Origin of the sequence: Stackebrandtia albiflava (genome assembly GCF_007994225.1) — a bacterium.
Taxonomy (GTDB): Bacteria; Actinomycetota; Actinomycetes; order Mycobacteriales; family Micromonosporaceae; genus Stackebrandtia; species Stackebrandtia albiflava.
On the sequence record NZ_VLLL01000007.1, the window covers coordinates 108,124 to 124,331 of the forward strand.

The 16,208-nt window shown below is 70.0% G+C and carries 15 protein-coding genes, 1 tRNA gene and 1 riboswitch; of the genes, 5 read left to right on the forward strand and 11 right to left on the reverse strand.

Annotated features, from left to right (window positions below; translation table 11 throughout):
- Positions 1–14: 14 nt before the first annotated feature.
- The 4 genes from LX16_RS19395 to LX16_RS19410 all read left to right on the forward strand — a co-directional run bounded on the left by LX16_RS19395 (position 15) and on the right by LX16_RS19410 (position 4,239).
- Positions 15–905 carry an ABC transporter permease gene (locus tag LX16_RS19395; RefSeq protein ID WP_147141121.1) on the forward strand — a complete coding sequence of 297 codons (891 nt, stop codon included), beginning with the start codon at positions 15–17 and terminating at the stop codon, positions 903–905.
- Between the two features lie 34 nt (positions 906–939).
- Positions 940–2,001, forward strand: a complete 1,062-nt coding sequence (locus tag LX16_RS19400; RefSeq protein ID WP_147141123.1) for an ABC transporter ATP-binding protein — start codon at positions 940–942, stop codon at positions 1,999–2,001.
- Between the two features lie 84 nt (positions 2,002–2,085).
- Positions 2,086–3,087, forward strand: coding sequence for an ABC transporter ATP-binding protein (locus LX16_RS19405; RefSeq protein WP_147141125.1), 1,002 nt, complete (start codon positions 2,086–2,088; stop codon positions 3,085–3,087).
- 162 nt (positions 3,088–3,249) lie between these two features.
- Positions 3,250–4,239, forward strand: a complete 990-nt coding sequence (locus LX16_RS19410) for a DUF559 domain-containing protein (RefSeq protein ID WP_147141126.1) — start codon at positions 3,250–3,252, stop codon at positions 4,237–4,239.
- 191 nt (positions 4,240–4,430) lie between these two features.
- On the opposite strand, the gene purH is transcribed toward LX16_RS19410, so the two are convergent.
- The 9 genes from purH to LX16_RS19455 all read right to left on the reverse strand — a co-directional run bounded on the left by purH (position 4,431) and on the right by LX16_RS19455 (position 13,577).
- Positions 4,431–5,984: a bifunctional phosphoribosylaminoimidazolecarboxamide formyltransferase/IMP cyclohydrolase gene (gene purH, locus LX16_RS19415; protein ID WP_147141129.1), complete on the reverse strand. Its 1,554-nt coding sequence runs from the start codon at positions 5,982–5,984 to the stop codon at positions 4,431–4,433.
- Between the two features lie 52 nt (positions 5,985–6,036).
- Positions 6,037–6,140: riboswitch (ZMP/ZTP riboswitch) on the reverse strand.
- Between the two features lie 99 nt (positions 6,141–6,239).
- Positions 6,240–6,845: a phosphoribosylglycinamide formyltransferase gene (gene purN / locus LX16_RS19420; protein WP_147141130.1), complete on the reverse strand. Its 606-nt coding sequence runs from the start codon at positions 6,843–6,845 to the stop codon at positions 6,240–6,242.
- Positions 6,846–6,963: 118 nt separating this feature from the next.
- Entirely contained in the window at positions 6,964–8,244 is a 1,281-nt protein-coding gene (locus LX16_RS19425; RefSeq protein ID WP_147141132.1) for a cell division protein PerM, read from the reverse strand.
- A 61-nt stretch (positions 8,245–8,305) separates the two neighbouring features.
- Positions 8,306–9,352 (reverse strand): ComEA family DNA-binding protein, encoded by a 1,047-nt coding sequence (locus LX16_RS19430; protein ID WP_211354628.1) that lies wholly within the window; start codon positions 9,350–9,352, stop codon positions 8,306–8,308.
- A 149-nt stretch (positions 9,353–9,501) separates the two neighbouring features.
- The gene (gene sucD / locus LX16_RS19435) at positions 9,502–10,389 is read right to left on the reverse strand and encodes a succinate--CoA ligase subunit alpha (protein WP_147141134.1); all 888 of its coding nucleotides are present in this window, start codon (positions 10,387–10,389) and stop codon (positions 9,502–9,504) included.
- Position 10,390: 1 nt separating this feature from the next.
- Positions 10,391–11,569: an ADP-forming succinate--CoA ligase subunit beta gene (gene sucC, locus LX16_RS19440; protein ID WP_147141136.1), complete on the reverse strand. Its 1,179-nt coding sequence runs from the start codon at positions 11,567–11,569 to the stop codon at positions 10,391–10,393.
- Positions 11,570–11,754: 185 nt separating this feature from the next.
- The gene (locus LX16_RS19445) at positions 11,755–12,036 is read right to left on the reverse strand and encodes a hypothetical protein (protein ID WP_147141138.1); all 282 of its coding nucleotides are present in this window, start codon (positions 12,034–12,036) and stop codon (positions 11,755–11,757) included.
- A gap of 234 nt (positions 12,037–12,270) precedes the next feature.
- Positions 12,271–12,344, reverse strand: a tRNA-Pro gene (locus tag LX16_RS19450).
- Positions 12,345–12,686: 342 nt separating this feature from the next.
- A complete protein-coding gene (locus tag LX16_RS19455; RefSeq protein WP_147141141.1) occupies positions 12,687–13,577 on the reverse strand; it encodes a metallophosphoesterase in 891 nt (296 codons plus the stop codon).
- Between the two features lie 25 nt (positions 13,578–13,602).
- On the opposite strand from LX16_RS19455, the gene LX16_RS19460 reads away from it, so the two are divergent.
- Complete coding sequence (locus LX16_RS19460; protein WP_147141143.1) at positions 13,603–14,058, forward strand: GatB/YqeY domain-containing protein; 456 nt, start codon at positions 13,603–13,605, stop codon at positions 14,056–14,058.
- A 37-nt stretch (positions 14,059–14,095) separates the two neighbouring features.
- Here LX16_RS19460 and LX16_RS19465 read toward each other — a convergent pair whose 3' ends face one another.
- Positions 14,096–15,649 (reverse strand): polyamine aminopropyltransferase, encoded by a 1,554-nt coding sequence (locus LX16_RS19465; RefSeq protein WP_147141145.1) that lies wholly within the window; start codon positions 15,647–15,649, stop codon positions 14,096–14,098.
- A gap of 115 nt (positions 15,650–15,764) precedes the next feature.
- Positions 15,765–16,190: a DUF350 domain-containing protein gene (locus LX16_RS19470; RefSeq protein ID WP_147142022.1), complete on the reverse strand. Its 426-nt coding sequence runs from the start codon at positions 16,188–16,190 to the stop codon at positions 15,765–15,767.
- Positions 16,191–16,208 lie beyond the last annotated feature (18 nt).

Below are 16,208 nucleotides of genomic sequence, written 5' to 3' on the forward strand. Positions count from 1 at the left end.
CCGGAGGGTGCACAGTGTCCGAAGCAGCAATCGCCGAAGCCGCCGCGGAGGCGGGCGCGAACACCCGCAGCCTCGCCGCCGACGCCTGGCGCGACCTGCGCCGCAATCCGGTGTTCTGGGTGTCGGCGGTCATCATCGCGCTGCTGGTCACGATGGCGGTGGTGCCGCGGTTGTTCACCTCCACCGACCCCCACTCGTGCCGGTTGCGGGACTCGCTGCTGCCACCCAGCGGGGAGCACTGGTTCGGGACCAACCTCCAGGGCTGCGACATCTACGCCCGCATCGTCTACGGGTCCCGGGCGTCGCTGGAGGTGGGTTTCCTGTCGGTCGCGTTCGTCGCGGTGATCGCCGTGATCCTCGGGATGATCGCCGGGTACTACGGCGGCTGGTCCGACGCGCTCATCGCCCGCGTCACCGACATCGTGCTGGGCATTCCGCTGCTGCTGGGCGCGATCGTGATCCTGTCCAGCATCGAGTTGCCGTCGGTGTGGCCGGTCGTCCTGGCGCTCGGCCTGCTCGGCTGGACCACCGCGACCCGCATCGTCCGGTCCTCGGTGATATCCGCCAAGCAGCAGGACTACGTGCAGGCCGCGCGGATGCTCGGCGCCAACAACCGCCGCATCATGGGAAGGCACATCGCCCCCAACGCGATGGCACCCGTCATCGTCATCCTCACCATCACGCTCGGGCAGTTCATCGCCGTCGAGGCGACCCTGTCGTTCCTCGGCATCGGCGTCAAGGGCAACACCATCACGTGGGGCAAGGACATCGCCGCCGCCACCGCGCGCGTCACGACGTCGCTGGGGCCGGTGCTGTTCCCGTCCGCCTTCCTGGCACTGACCGTCCTCGCGTTCATCATGCTCGGCGACGCCGTACGAGAGGCGTTCGACCCGAAACTGCGCTGACCACTCCGACCGGACCGAATCGAAGGTGACAGCCATGGGCAGGCACTCCGCACCCGAAGCCGACGACGCGGCGGCGGCACAGACCGGCGAACCCCTGCTGCAGGTCGACGACCTGCACGTCGAGTTCCGCACCGGCGACGGGGTCGCCCACGTCATCAACGGCGTGAGCTTCGACCTGCGCGCCGGGGAGACGCTCGCGGTGCTCGGCGAGTCCGGCTCGGGGAAGTCCGTGACCGCGCAGGCCGTCATGGGGATCCTCGACACGCCACCGGGCCACGTCACACGCGGCGCCATCCGCTTCCACGGCGAGGACATGCTGCGGATGTCGGGCACGCGGCGCCGCCAGATCCGCGGGAAACGCATCGCGATGATCTTCCAGGACGCGCTGTCGGCGCTGAACCCGGTGTTCACCGTCGGGTGGCAGATCACCGAGACACTGCGCAAACGCGAGGGCATGTCCAAGAAGGACGCCGACGAGCGGGCGGTCGAACTCATGGACCTGGTGCGGATTCCGGCGGCCCGCGACCGGCTCAAGTCGTTCCCGCACCAGTTCTCCGGCGGCATGCGGCAGCGCGTCATGATCGCCATGTCGCTGGCCGAACGGCCCGAGATCATCATCGCCGACGAACCCACCACCGCCCTGGACGTGACCGTGCAGGCGCAGATCATGGACCTGCTGGGCGACCTGCGCCGGGAACTGGGCACCGCGCTCATCCTCATCACCCACGACATGGGTGTGGTCGCGGACGTCGCCGACCGCATCGCCGTCATGTACGCGGGCCGCATCGTCGAACACGCCGACGTCCACTCGCTGTACCGCAATCCCGCCCACCCCTACACGATCGGGCTGCTCGACTCGATCCCCCGGCTCGACGACAAGGGGAAGCGGCTGCGCACCATCCCCGGCCTGCCGCCCAACCTCACCGCGATCCCGTCGGGTTGCCCGTTCCACCCGCGTTGCCCGTTCGCGCAGGACATCTGCGTGACACGGGTTCCGCCGAACATGGATCTCGGGGGCGGCCGGCGCAGCGAATGCCACTTCGCCGACCGCATCGTCACCGGTGAACTCACCCGGCCGGACCAGGAGGACGAATGACCGCGACACCGGGTGACCACGCGGGGAACCGCACGCACCACCGCCCCTCGTCCGCGACCACACACGACGCCACCGGGAGTGCGAATGGCTGAGGCGATCCTGACCGTCACCGACCTGGTCAAACACTTCCCGGTCACGCGGGGCATCGTGTTCAAACGTCACATCGCGTCCATAAAGGCCGTGGACGGGGTGTCGCTGACACTGCACCGGGGTGAGACCCTGGGCGTCGTGGGCGAGTCCGGGTGCGGCAAGTCCACCCTCGCGAAGGTGCTGATGCGGCTGGAGGACGCCACCAGCGGCACCGCCGTCTATAACGGACAGGACATCATGTCGTTGCGCGGCGAGGGGCTGCGCCGGATGCGCCGCCAGGTCCAGATGGTGATGCAGGACCCGTACACGTCCCTGAATCCGCGCATGACCGTCGGCGACATCGTCGGTGAACCGTTCGAGATCCACCCCGAGGTGGCGCCCCGGGGAGACCGGCGCGCCCGGGTCCGCGAGCTGCTCGACCTGGTCGGGCTGAACCCCGAGCACATCAACCGCTACCCGCACCAGTTCTCCGGCGGACAACGGCAGCGCATCGGCATCGCCCGGGCGCTGGCGCTCAAGCCGGAGATCATCATCTGCGACGAACCGGTGTCCGCGCTCGACGTGTCGATCCAGGCGCAGGTTGTGAACCTGCTGGAGTCCCTTCAGGACGAGATGGGATTGTCGTACATCTTCATCGCCCACGACCTGTCGGTGGTGCGGCACATCTGCGACCGTGTCGCCGTGATGTACCTGGGCCGGATCGTCGAGATCGGCACCGACGACGAGATCTACCGCCGCCCCACCCACCCCTACACGCAGGCGCTGCTGTCGGCCGTGCCGCTGCCGGACCCGGACGCCCGCGAGCACCGCCAGATCATCCGGCTGCAGGGCGACGTGCCGTCACCGCAGAACCCGCCGTCGGGGTGCCGGTTCCGGACCCGGTGCTGGAAGGCGACCGAGATCTGCGTCCGGGAGGACCCGCCCCTGGTGCCCCGGGAGGCCGACCCGCATCCGAGCGCATGTCACCACGCCGAGACCAACACCCACGTCGTCTGACCCACCCCGGAGCCCGCCTTGGGTGGTCTGAGGCCCGCCTTGGGTGGTCTGAGGCCCACTCAAAATCGGACATTAAGGCTTATTCGAGGCACATCGATCGGCCCCGGGCCACCCAAGGCGAACGAAGCGGAGGCAGTGGCGGAGACATTACAGAATGTAGTCATGACGACACACCTTCCGTTCACCGCACGACAGGCCCGTCACCTTGGAATCACCCGGGCGCAACGCCGACGACTGTTGGACTCCGGCGGTTGGAGCCGAATCCGCCGTAATGCCTATGTGGTCACCAGGTACGCCGAGGCCACGCCGGACCTCCTACTGCGCGCCGGCGCCATACTCCCCCAGCTCGACGGCACCACGGTGATCAGCCACGAGTCGGCGGCGGTGCTCTGGCGACTGCCCCACCTGCGTCCGCCGACCGACGACCTGCAACTGTCCCGCGCCAGACGATGTCAAGGCAGAACTCGGTACCACGACACAGTGATCCACCATGCCGCCGTTCCCCGGGCACACACGTCCGACCTGCACGGCCTTCCGGTGACGACCATGGCTCGCACTATTTTGGACATCACTCGCCTCCGGGGCATGCGAGCGGGGTTGGTCATCGCGGAGGCGGCGTTCGCGCGAAGGGACGAGACCGGACTCTGCCCCGTCGAGCTGGCCTTCACCGCGTCCGAGTGTCGAGGCTGGCCGGGAATTCGAACGGCGCGTTGGGTGGCGGAACACGCTGGCCAGTCCAGCGAATCGCCCCTGGAGTCATTGTCGAGGGCGCTGTTCTATCGATACGCGCTGCCGATTCCCCGGCAGCAGGTGGTATTCGGCCACGACCGCGTCGACTTCCTCTGGGAGGCGGCACGACTGATCGGGGAGGCCGACGGACTGGCCAAATACGAGTTGCGGCCAGACGCCCGCGCGGCCGAGCAAGCCCGCGAGCAACGATTGGCGGCACAGGGCTTCAGTGTCCTACGCTGGGGCTGGAACGAGGCCATGACGGCACCGGAACGCCTGGCCGCCACGATCCAGTCGGCACTCGCCGCCCGGGGCCATCCGGTCCGCGACCCACACCCACAATGGTTGTCGGGACGTCGGCAGTGGTTCCTTCCAGCTCCGCCGAAACGTCGTCGTATCCATCGGCTTCTCGGGAGCGGTTGACACCCCGCCAGGACGGCCGCCGTCTGTGGGGTCGGCCCGGACTCCACAGGCGGCGACCTCACCCGGCCCTCAAAATCGCCTTGGGTGGTCTGAGGCCCGCCTTGGGTGGTCTGAGGGCTGCAAAAATTCGGACATACTGTGCGATTCGAGGCATGTCGATCGGCCCCAGACCACCCAAGGCGGAGACGGGGTCAGTGGGAGAAGTGACGGGTGCCGGTGAGGTACATGGTGACCCCGGCGGCCTCGGCGGCGGCCATGACCTCCTCGTCGCGGATGGAACCGCCCGGTTGCACCACGGCACGCACGCCCGCGTCGATGAGGATCTGCAGGCCGTCCGCGAACGGGAAGAACGCGTCGGACGCCGCCACCGCGCCGGAGGCACGGTCACCGGCCCGCGACACCGCCAACCGCGCCGAATCGACCCGGTTGACCTGGCCCATGCCGACGCCCACGGTCGCCTGCGAGTCGGCGAGCAGGATCGCGTTCGACTTGACGGCACGCACCGCCCGCCACGCGAACGCCAGGTCGGCGAGGCCGGTCTCGTCGAGCGCCTTGCCGGTGACCAGGCGCCACCCGGCGGGATCGTCGCCGTCTGCGTCGATGCGGTCGGGCGTCTGCGCGAGCGCGCCACCGGACACGAACCGGAACTCCACCGGCGCGGGCGTCCAGGCGGGTGCCTTCAGGATCCGCAGGTTCTTCTTGGCCCGCAGGGCCTCCAGCGCCTCGGCGGTGTACCCGGGCGCCACGATCACCTCGGTGAACACCTCGGCCACCTGCGCGGCGAGTTCGGCGGTGACCTCCGAGTTCACGGCGATGACACCGCCGTACGCGCTCACCGGGTCGCACGCGTGGGCCTTGCGGTGCGCCTCGGCGACCGTGCCTGCGACGGCGATCCCGCACGGGTTGGCGTGCTTGATGATCGCCACACACGGGCCGGTGAAGTCGTTCGCGGCCCGCCAGGCACCGTCGGCGTCGACGTAGTTGTTGTACGACATGGGTTTGCCGTTGAGCTGTTCGGCCTGCGCGAGACCGGCGGGCACCTGCGGGTCGTCGTACAGCGCGGCCGTCTGGTGGGGGTTCTCGCCGTAACGCAGGTCGGCGCGTTTGACGAGCGGCGCCCCCGTGAACGGCGGCAGTCCCTCCGAAGTGGAGGCGTTGAGCCAGCCGGCGACCTGGGAGTCGTAGGTGGCCAGGTGCGCGAACGCCTTCGCCGCCAGGGTGCGCCGACGCGCGCCCGTGAACCCGCCCGCGGCGACCGCCGCCAGCACCTCGTCGTAGTCGCCCGGATCGACCACCACGGCCACGTTGGCGTGGTTCTTGGCGGCGCCCCGCACCATCGAGGGACCGCCGACGTCGATCTGTTCGACCACCTCGTCGAACCCCGCACCGGAGGCCAGCGTCTCGGCGAACGGGTACAGGTTGACCACGAGCAGGTCGAAGGGGGCGATGCCGAACTCGGCCAGTTGCGCGACGTGGGTGTCGCGGCGCACGTCCGCCAGCAGGCCCGCGTGCACCGTCGGGTGCAGTGTCTTGACCCGGCCGTCGAACGCCTCGGGGAAACCGGTCAGCTCCTCGACCCGGGTGACCGGCAGTCCCGCCCCGGCGATCGCCGCCGCGGTCCCCCCGGTGGACACCAGCTCCACACCGGACTCGTGGAGGCCGCGCGCCAGCGCCTCCAGCCCCGACTTGTCGTACACGCCGATCAGTGCGCGTCGCACCGGCTTACGGACATCGGATGAACTCAACTTGCTCTCCTCAGCAGACGGCGGCCCGGACGGCCGCGTGACGGATCACGTGACCTACGGCCCAGGCGTTCGACCTCAGTCTGCTGCTCGTGTCGCTCCCCGGTGGTATCCCACCCTCGGCGTGTCACCGCCTTGGCGCCAGTCGCGACCCCGACACCCTAACACCGGGTCCGCCCGCACCCGTCCGCACGCCTGAACACCTGCGACGCCACACGGCCCGCCGGCGGATACGACCGCCCGCCACCGGACCGGGCGTCAACCGATGACGACGCGGCGGCCGTCGACCCGCCAGCCCTCCCGGACCATGCGGCCCACGGTGTCCACCAACTGGCGGCGCTCGGCGACCTTGATGCGCTCGGTCAGCGTCTCCACCGTGTCGTCGTCGTGCACCGGGACGGCGACCTGCGCGATTATCTGCCCGGTGTCCACGCCCGCGTCGCACAGGAACAGGGTCGCCCCGGTCACCTTGACCCCGTATTCGAGTGCCGCCGCCGGTCCCCGCATCCCGGGGAACGACGGCAGGAGCGAGTTGTGGGTGTTGATGTACCGGCCCGCGAACCGTTCCAGGAACACGTCACCGAGGATCTTCAGGAATCCGGCCGACACCACAAGGTCCGGGGAGTGACCGGCGACCGTCTCGGTCATGGCGGTGTCCCACGCCTCACGGGTCGGGAAGTCCTTCACCCGATGGGTGAAGGTGGGCACGCCCACCGCCTCCGCCCGTTCCAGGCCCGCGATGCCGCCCCGGTCGGCACCGACCGCCACCACCTCGGCGCCGTAACCGGGTTCCCGGCACGCGTCGAGCAACGCCTGCAGGTTCGAACCCGAACCCGAAACCAGTACCACCAGTCGCGCCGTCATACCGGCCACCCGTGAATCCGCACGCGCGCCACCTTAACCGCAGCGCACCGGAGTACCCGCCGCCGGGACCGGGTCGGGTGACTCACCGTGGCCCCGCCGGGTGCCGCCGGGGAGTCCGTCATTCCGGTTCGCGGCGTGCGAACAACCGGATCAGCACCGAACCGAGCAGCACGGCGACCGCCACCTCCACCGCCGCGGTCCCGGCCGTCTCCAGGACTACCGGACCGACCGCCGCCATCCCGCCGACGGCACCGTGTGAGACGGCGAGCAACGCCGTCAGCAGGCCGAACACGGCGACACCTGCGGCGACCGCCGTCCACAGCAGTTGCGGAATCCGCAGGTCCCGGGAACGCAGGCCGACCGCCACCCCGTAGAACATCCCGACGGCGGCGGGCACCCCCAACAGCAGCGTCCCCCAGGCGTCGAGTGGCCCGGTCGGGACGGCTCCCAGCAGCGGGAACGGCGGCAGGACCGCCCCGAGTTCCACCTCGACCAGACGCACCGAGGTGCCCGCCCCGATCGCGAATCCCGGGCCGACCAGGTAGGCCACCGACCACACCGCCATGGTCGGCACGTACAGCAGGCACAACAGGCCGACGCCGATGCCGGCGGCACCGAATCCGTCGGTGATCTCGGCGACGGTCGCGCCCCGCACCGCGATGCCGACGCCCGCGGTCAACGCACCCACCGACAGCAGCAGCACCGTCGCGAGTGCACCGGCACGCAGGCCACGCCGCGTCCACACCGGCATCCGGTGCCACCACACGGTTCCGGTGCCCGATTCGCTCAACGCGCCGAGACTGCCGAACACGGCCGCCAGTACGGCGGCGTGTACCGCCGCCCGCCACACCGGGACCGAGATGACGTCACTGTCGACCAGGAAGGCCGCGGTGGTGACCACCGAGGTGTAGGCCAGGGTCACGGCGAGCGTGACCGCCCTGACGGCGGCGAAGTCTCGTCCGCCGATGGCGCGGACGGTGTGGGCGCCGGCCCTGGTGAGCCGCCAACACACGGCGCCGGTCAACAGCAGCGGCGGCAGGCCCAGACCCCCGGTGCCGATCCCCAGTGGGACGTCGTGACCCAGGAGCCAGGCTGCCCCGGCGAACCGGACGACCACGTTGACCGGTTCGACACGTCCGGCCAGCCACCAGACGGCGATGACACACACCAGGATCGGCAGGAACACCACCAGGCCGTTCCAGAAGCCGGTGACGAAGGCGGCGGTGAACACGCCGCGCGCCCGATCGCCCACCCGGGGCGTCACCGTGACCGTGTCCCGTTGGACGGCACGGTACCGGGGGGCACCGCCACGCTGCCGGGGCACGTCACGGGAGATGGCCACGGTCTCCCGCTGAACGCCACGAGAACCGGTCAACCGGGGATCGGGCTCCTCATTCATCGCTCCACAGTCTGACACGCGCCGACCGTCCCGGCACCCCAGAACGGGCGCGGCCCCGCGATCACTGCATGAACAAGGCGAACTGCTCGACCTGCTCGGCGGCCTTCGGCTCGATGTCGGTGTGGATCACGACCTCCGCCATCGAGGAGAAGGGACCGTGCCGGTCCCGCCAGTCCCGGATCTCCTCGGCGACCGCCCGGGTCATGCCGGGGATGGTCATCAGCATCGCCACCGGGGCCGAGTTGAAGTCGACCAGGCCGCCGTCGTCGTATCGGCGCGGCAGGTCGGGGCGGCCGATGCGCAGCTCACGGGCGGCGACCGGGTCGTTCGCGGCGAGTTCCCTGGCGTCCTCACGCAGCTTCCGGCGGTGGTTCACCGCGGCCAGTGCCTCGCTGTTGCGGACGTCGGACGGCCGGATCGACGTCTTGGCGGCGCGTTCACCGCGGGCGATCCGCTGCCACAGGTAGAAGGCGTGACTCCCGCCGCCGATCGCCAGGGCCGCCATCATCAGCAGCGCCGCCAGCATGAGGCCGCCGCCCGCGGCGAATCCGACCAGGGCGAGCAGGGACACCGCGAGGTACCCGAGTGCGGCCAGCCCGTCGGCCGGCGACTTCACGCGCCACGCGGCGTATCCGACCGCGACCGGTGACAGCAGTCCGGCGGAGAACACCACGGCGGTCGCCCACACCCACCCCGGGTAGGTGCCGTCGTCCTCCGGTGGCGGGGCCGGGCGGGGCGGCAGCGGCACCATCGGCGGTGGGACCTGCATCGGCGGCATCGGGGGCGGCGGCACGAGTACCTGCGGCGACCGGGTGGCCGACGATGCCGGCGGCACCGGAGACGAGACCATGGTGCGCGGTTCCCTCGGTCCTTCGAGGCGTTCACGCAACTCGGAGGTCGTCAGGACCGGGACCTTCTGTTCCTGCGCGCGGACGAGCGCCGGGTCGTGGGCCGGGACGGTCCGGTCGATGACGACGTAGGTCAGGTCGGACCGGTAGCGCCACACCACGGTGGCGCCGCTCTCGGTGAGCAGTCCGCGAGCCTGTTGGGCACGGCTTCCGGTTCCCAGGACGAGTACCTGGGCGCCTTCGAACGGCCTGGGGTTCACTTTGCGGCTCCGGTCGGGCACGGGGGCGGCTGATCCTGCGATGGTAACCAGCGCCCGCCATGCCGGACAGGGGTTCGCGGAGTCTCCACACGACCGAGGACCCCGGGGTGTCACGCACACCCGGGGTCCTCGGTGAAGGTACGGACCGGTCAGCCGGCCTTGACGACGTCGCGCATCAACCGGGCGGTCTCCGAGGGCGTCTTGCCCACCCGGACACCGGCGGCCTCCAGCGCCTTCGCCTTGGCGTCGGCGGTGCCGGAGGAACCGGAGATGATGGCCCCCGCGTGGCCCATGGTCTTGCCGGGCGGCGCGGTGAAGCCCGCGATGTAACCCACCACCGGCTTGGTCACGTTCGCCTTGATGAACTCGGCGGCGCGTTCCTCGGCGTCGCCGCCGATCTCACCGATCATCACGATGGCCTCGGTCTCCGGGTCGTCCTGGAACGCCGCGAGGCAGTCGATGTGGGTGGTCCCGATGACGGGGTCGCCGCCGATGCCCACGCAGGTGGAGAAGCCGATGTCGCGCAGTTCGTACATCAACTGGTAGGTCAGCGTGCCGGACTTCGACACGAGACCGATCCGGCCCGCACCGGTGATGTCGGCGGGGATGATGCCGGCGTTGGACTTGCCCGGACTGATCACGCCGGGGCAGTTCGGTCCGATGATCCGGGTCTTGCCGCCCTTGGCCTGCGACTGCGCCCAGAACGCCACGGAGTCGTGCACCGGGATGCCCTCGGTGATCGCGACGACGAGTCCGATCTCGGCGTCGACGGCCTCCAGGACGGCGTCCTTGGCGAACTTCGGGGGCACGAAGACGACGGTGGTGTCGGCGCCGGTCTCGGCCATCGCCTCGGCGACGGTCGCGAACACCGGCAGCGAGTTGCCGTCGAAGTCGGCCTTGGTGCCGGCCTTGCGCGGGTTGACGCCTCCGACGACGTTGCTTCCGGCGGCCAGCATCCGGCGGGTGTGCTTGGTGCCCTCGGCACCGGTCATCCCCTGGACGATGATCTTGCTGTTCTCATTGAGGAAGATCGCCATGTCATGCTCCCTTGGCTGCCAGCTCGGCGGCCCTGTCCGCCGCGCCGTCCATTGTGTCCACGCGAATGACCAGCGGGTGCGCCGCCTCGTCCAGGATGGAACGGCCGAGCTCGGCGTTGTTGCCGTCCAGGCGGACCACCAGCGGTTTCTCGACCTTCTCGCCACGCTCGGCGAGCATGCCGAGGGCGCCCACGATGCCGTTGGCGACCTCGTCGCACGCGGTGATGCCACCGAACACGTTCACGAAGACGCTCTTGACGGCCGGGTCCGACAGGACGACCTCCAGGCCCGCGGCCATCACCGCGGCCGACGCGCCGCCGCCGATGTCGAGGAAGTTGGCGGGCTTGACGTCGCCGTACCGCTCGCCGGCGTAGGCCACCACGTCGAGCGTCGACATGACCAGACCGGCACCGTTGCCGATGATGCCGACCTCACCGTCGAGCTTGACGTAGTTCAGGTCGGCGGCCTTCGCACGCTGCTCCAGCGGGTCCACCGCCGCGGCGTCCTCCAGCTCGGCGTGATCCGGGTGCCGGAACGCCGCGTTCTCGTCGAGCGTCACCTTCGCGTCCAGCGCCAGCGCCCGGCCCTCCGGGGTGCGCACCAACGGGTTCACCTCGACCAGGGTCGCGTCCTCCGAGACGAACGTCTCCCACAGCTTGACGATCATGTCGACGAGCTGGTCCCTGAGGTCGGCGGGGAAGCCCGCCCGGTCGACGATCTCCCCGGCCTTGGCCTCGTCGACACCGGTGAGGGCGTCGATCGGCAGCTTCAGGACCTTGTCGGGGGTCTCCTCCGCCACCTGCTCGATCTCCACACCGCCCTCGGTGGAGGCGATGCACAGGAACGTGCGGTTGGCGCGGTCGAGCAGGAAGGAGAAGTAGTACTCCGAGTCGATGTCGGCGGTGACGGTGAGCATCACCTTCTTGACGGTGTGGCCCTTGATGTCCATCCCGAGGATGTTGCCGGCGTGCTCGCGAGCCTCGTCGACGTCGTCGGCGAGCTTGACGCCCCCGGCCTTACCCCGGCCACCGACCTTCACCTGTGCCTTGACGACCACTCGTCCGTTGAGCCGCTCCGCGAGGCCTACGGCCTCGTCCACGGTCTCGGCGACACCGCCGTCCAGCACCGGCACACCGTGCCGGGCGAACAGGGCGCGCCCCTGGTATTCATACAGGTCCACTGTTTGAAGTCCGCTCCAGTCGTGTCAACGTTGACGGGACCCACCCCGGCGCGCGGGCCGCGTCCGGAACGTGCGAAATCCCATCCCGGCAGCGTATCGAGCAGGCAGCACGCCGTTCCCGGCCGGGTACGGCGCGTGGGATAGTTCACTCCCCCGGCCCCGGTCCCGTCTGCGTCGCACCGGAATCAGCGGTCCCGGCCGGCCTCGTCGATGTGGGCGCGCGCACGGGCCGCCGACTCCTCGATGCGGGCGCGCAGTCGCGCGTACTCCGACTCCACGTGGGCGAGCCGCCGCCGCTGCTCCTCGGTGGGCGACGCCGTCGCCCCGATCGCGTCCCGCAGCTCGGCGCGCAACGACTCCAACCGGTCCAGGCTCAACCGCAACTCGCGGTCCACGGCGGCGTGGGCGACGGCCGGATCGGCCGGGGTCCGGTCACGTGACTTCCGCGTCCGGCGGAACAAGGCCATGGGGGTGCCCCTTCGTCTGGGTGTACGAGAGAACCGCCGCACCCCGGAAGGAGTACGGCGGTTCACGTTGGTCGGGATGACAGGCGATGCCTCCACCGGCCTCCGGCCGGGCGAACCTGCGACCAGCCTACGTCCCCCTCGCACGCCCCACCGCCGAGTGATAGGCCACCTTTCAGGCCACCCGGATACGTCAGAGGCCGGTTTCCAGATCTGGAAACCGGCCTCTGACCTGGGTCGGGATGACAGGATTTGAACCTGCGACCTCTTCGTCCCGAACGAAGCGCGCTACCAAGCTGCGCCACATCCCGATGTATTCAATTGGTGCCCCGGGACCTGACGCGTCATGTGGTGTCCGGGGCTTCGTCCCGAACGCCGCGCCTTCGCGCGGTTCGCTCCGCTCACCGCGGTGCGCTACCAAGCTGCGCCACATCCCGATGTATTCAATTGGTGCCCCGGGACCTGACGCGTCACGTGGTGTCCGGGGCTTCGTCCCGAACGCCGTGCTTTCGCGCGGTCGCTCCGCTCACCGCGGTGCGCTACCAAGCTGCGCCACATCCCGAGTATTCAGTTGAGCACGCATTCGGGACACATCCCGAGTGGTGCCCGGCAATACTAACCAATCGATCGGGGCGGCGGCCACCGGGTGGCGGTCAGGACACCGGGATGAGTGTCAGGACGCTCGCCTCGGGCGGGCAGGCGAACCGGAACGGCGCGTACGGGCTGGTGCCGAGCCCGGCGGAGACGTGGAGCCAGGAACCCCCGTAGTGGTGCAGGCCTCGCACGCGGCGCCGGTCGATGCCGCAGTTGGTGACGAGTGCCCCGTACCCGGGGACGCACACCTGACCGCCGTGGGTGTGCCCGGCGACCAGCAGCTGGTAGCCGTCGGCGGCCATCTGGTCCAGGACGCGGGGTTCGGGTGAGTGGGTCATGCCGATCGTGACGTCGGCGTCCTCGTCGGCGGGTCCGGCGATGAGGTCGTAGTCGTCGAGGTCGAAGTGGGGGTCGTCGACGCCGGCGAGGGCGACGCGGCGGCCGCCCGCGGTGAGCACGGTGGTGGCGTTGTTGAGGTCGGCCCATCCGGCGCCGGTGAGGAGGCCACGCAGTTCCTCGGTGGGCAGTTCGTCGCCGTACTTGTGTTCCCGGTTCGGGTTGAAGTAGGTGAACGGGTTCTTCACGACCGGGCCGTAGTAGTCGTTGGAACCGAAGACGAACGCGCCGGGCAGTTCCAGCAGCGGGCCGAGGGCGGCGGCGAGCGCGGACACCGCCTCGGGGTGGGCGATGTTGTCGCCGGTGAGCAGCACCAGGTCCGGGTCGAGGGCTGCCAGCGACGCCACCCATTCGACCTTGCGGTCCTGTTGTGGAGTGAGGTGCAGGTCGGAGACGTGCAGCACCCGCAGCGGTTCGGCCTCGGGCGCGAGCACCGGCACGTCGAAGCGGCGCAGCGTGTAACGGTGGCGTTCGATGAGGGTGCCGTAGGCGAACGCGGCGGCCCCGGCCGCCGCCACGATGCCGGTCGCGGTGATAACGCTTCGCTTCTTCATGGCTTCCACGGTAGTTTGTTACCCCATGAGCACTCTCAAGGCCCAGCTGGAATCGGACATGACCGCGGCGTTGAAGAGCCGGGACGAACTGGTGTTGAACACGCTGCGGATGACGTTGACGGCGGTGCGCAACGCCGAGGTCGCCGGTAAGACGGCCCGGGAACTGTCCGACGACGAGGTCTTGAAGGTGATCGCCAAACAGGCGAAGCAGCGCAAGGAGGCCGCCGAGGCGTTCGACGCCGGCGACCGGCCGGAGCAGGCGGCCCGGGAGCGGGCCGAGGAGGCGGTGCTGGCGGGGTACCTGCCGCAGCAGCTCTCGGAGGAGGAGGTCACGGTCGTGGTCGACCAGGTCCTCACCGAGGGCGGCTTCACGGAGGCCCGGCAGATGGGTCAGGCGATGAAGGCGGTGCAGGCGAAGGTCGCCGGTCGCGCCGACGGCAAGCTGGTCGCCGGCCTGGTGAAGGCACGGCTGGTCCGCTGACCGCGTGCGGCGGCGGTCTCCCGGGGCCGCCGCCGGTTCAGTAACCGGTCCACTCGGACTGCGAGTACTCGAGGATGACCGGGTGCATCAGGGTCGACTCGGAGACCGTGAGCGGCTGCTGGTCGGGCGGGAACACCTGGGCGGCGTCGAGGGTGGCGGTGTCCAGCGAACGCAGTGGCATACCCGGGTCCAGGGCGGGCACCGGCTCGGTGTCCTTCGCCGCGAGGATGAACCCCCAGTCACCGAAACTGGGGACCGGCACGTGGTACGGCGTGGTGCGCAGCCCGGCGTGCCCGACGGTGGTGGCGACGCACCAGAACGACTTCGGCGCGTGGTACGGCGATCCCGCCTGGACGACCATGCGGCCGGTGTCGGTGAGCACCCGGGACGCCAGCCCGTAGAACTCGACGGAGTAGAGCTTCGCGGTGGCGGTCTCGTCGGGGTCGGGCATGTCCACGATGACGGCGTCGTAGCGTTCCTCGCGCTCGCGCAGCCACGAGAAGGCGTCCGCGTTGACGACGGTCACGCGCGGATCCGACATCGACGACTCGTTGAGTGCCACGAGGGTGGGATGGTTCGCGGCGAGGTCGGTCATGGCGGGGTCGAGTTCCACCAGGGTCACGTGTTCGACGTCCGGATAACGCAGGATCTCCCGCAGCGCGAGTCCGTCGCCGCCGCCGAGGACCAGGACCTCCGCGCGGTCGCCGGCGAGCGCGGGGTGGACCAGGGCCTCGTGGTACCGGTACTCGTCGACGGACGCGAACTGCAGGTCGCCGTTGAGGTACAGCCGGGTGTCGGAGGGCTGGAACGGGTTGACGGTCTGGGTGATGACTATCTGCTGGTACCGGGTCTGTTCGCTGTAGACGATGGGGCTGGCGTAGAGGGCCTGCTGGGCGGCGACCTCGAACCGTCCCGCGTAGGTGTACGCGCCGACCAGAGTCACGGCCACGACCACGGCGATGCCTCCCAGCCCCCACTTGGCGCGCTTGCCGAGGTCGGACCGGAAGATCGTGAACACCAGGACGAGTCCGGCGACGGCGTTGAGGGCGCCGACGATGAGCGCGCCGCGGATCTGGCCGAACACGGGCAGCAGCAGGAACGGGAACGCGAGCCCGCCGAGCAGGGCACCGACGTAGTCGGCGGCGAACAGGTCGGCCACGGCAGAGCCGGCGGCCTGTTTCCGGATGCGTTGCAGCATCACCATGAGCAGCGGGATCTCCGCGCCGATCAGCCCGCCGAGGACGACGGCGAGGACGACCATCGCGGTGGTGTAGATGTGCAGCCACGCGAAGGCGGCGTACAGCGCCAGGACCGACAGGCCGCCCAGCAGGGCGAGCAGTAGTTCGATGACGGCGAAGTTGCGGGCCGCCTTGCGCTGCAGCGGTTTGGCGGCGAGGGCGCCCAGTCCCATCGCGAACACCATGACGCCCAGGACGATGGACGCCTGCCCGGCGGTGTCGCCGATGAGGTAGCTGCCCAGCGCGACGAGCGCGAGTTCGTAGACGAGGCCGCACGCGGCGCAGACGAACACCGTGGCGAGCAGCCCGGCGCGGGCGAGGCGGTGGCGGGTGGTTCCCCGTGGGGTGGACATGTGGTGCTCCCGAGTCGGGTGGCGTCGGCGTGCCGTGCGGTCCGTGTTCCGCGTGGGGCGACGCCTGCGACGGCGGTCGCGGCTCCCGGACCGGGTGGTCCGGGAGCCGCGTGTGTCAGGAGAGTCCGGCGACGACGACGCCGGCGACGGCGAGGTGCATGGCCGCGGAGACCCAGACGGCGGGGTGGTCGGCGTTGCCGACCAGTATCTCACCGAGCTTGCCGGGGGTGAGGGCGTCGAGCAGGACGAACGCGAGCGCCATCACGATGAGGCCGATGAGGCCGTAGACGAAGCTGTAGGCGAGGCCCTGGACGAGGTCGCCCTCCGACGCCCAGATGGCGGCGGTGACGATGACCCCGACGGCGAGCAGGTTGCTGGCCAGCAGGATCGCGGCGTTGCGGTTGCGCTCGGTCCAGATCTGCCGGCGCAGGTTGCCGGGCGTGACGATGTCGACGGTGACGAAACCGAGCGCCATCAGGACGATGCCGACGCCGCAGTAGGCGAGTACGGCGAGTGATTCGGTGGCGAGGTCGAGAAGCATTGAAGGCACTTTCCTAAG

What these genes read in the sequence shown, in the direction of transcription:
- LX16_RS19445 (WP_147141138.1), bottom strand. Translation starts at nt 12,036, where the DNA reads ATGGCCTTGTTCCGCCGGACGCGGAAGTCACGTGACCGGACCCCGGCC.
- sucD (WP_147141134.1), bottom strand. Translation starts at nt 10,389, where the DNA reads ATGGCGATCTTCCTCAATGAGAACAGCAAGATCATCGTCCAGGGGATG.
- LX16_RS19470 (WP_147142022.1), bottom strand. Translation starts at nt 16,190, where the DNA reads ATGCTTCTCGACCTCGCCACCGAATCACTCGCCGTACTCGCCTACTGC.
- LX16_RS19465 (WP_147141145.1), bottom strand. Translation starts at nt 15,649, where the DNA reads ATGTCCACCCCACGGGGAACCACCCGCCACCGCCTCGCCCGCGCCGGG.
- LX16_RS19400 (WP_147141123.1), top strand. Translation starts at nt 940, where the DNA reads ATGGGCAGGCACTCCGCACCCGAAGCCGACGACGCGGCGGCGGCACAG.
- LX16_RS19460 (WP_147141143.1), top strand. Translation starts at nt 13,603, where the DNA reads ATGAGCACTCTCAAGGCCCAGCTGGAATCGGACATGACCGCGGCGTTG.
- LX16_RS19455 (WP_147141141.1), bottom strand. Translation starts at nt 13,577, where the DNA reads ATGAAGAAGCGAAGCGTTATCACCGCGACCGGCATCGTGGCGGCGGCC.
- LX16_RS19405 (WP_147141125.1), top strand. Translation starts at nt 2,086, where the DNA reads ATGGCTGAGGCGATCCTGACCGTCACCGACCTGGTCAAACACTTCCCG.
- LX16_RS19425 (WP_147141132.1), bottom strand. Translation starts at nt 8,244, where the DNA reads ATGAATGAGGAGCCCGATCCCCGGTTGACCGGTTCTCGTGGCGTTCAG.
- LX16_RS19410 (WP_147141126.1), top strand. Translation starts at nt 3,250, where the DNA reads ATGACGACACACCTTCCGTTCACCGCACGACAGGCCCGTCACCTTGGA.
- purN (WP_147141130.1), bottom strand. Translation starts at nt 6,845, where the DNA reads ATGACGGCGCGACTGGTGGTACTGGTTTCGGGTTCGGGTTCGAACCTG.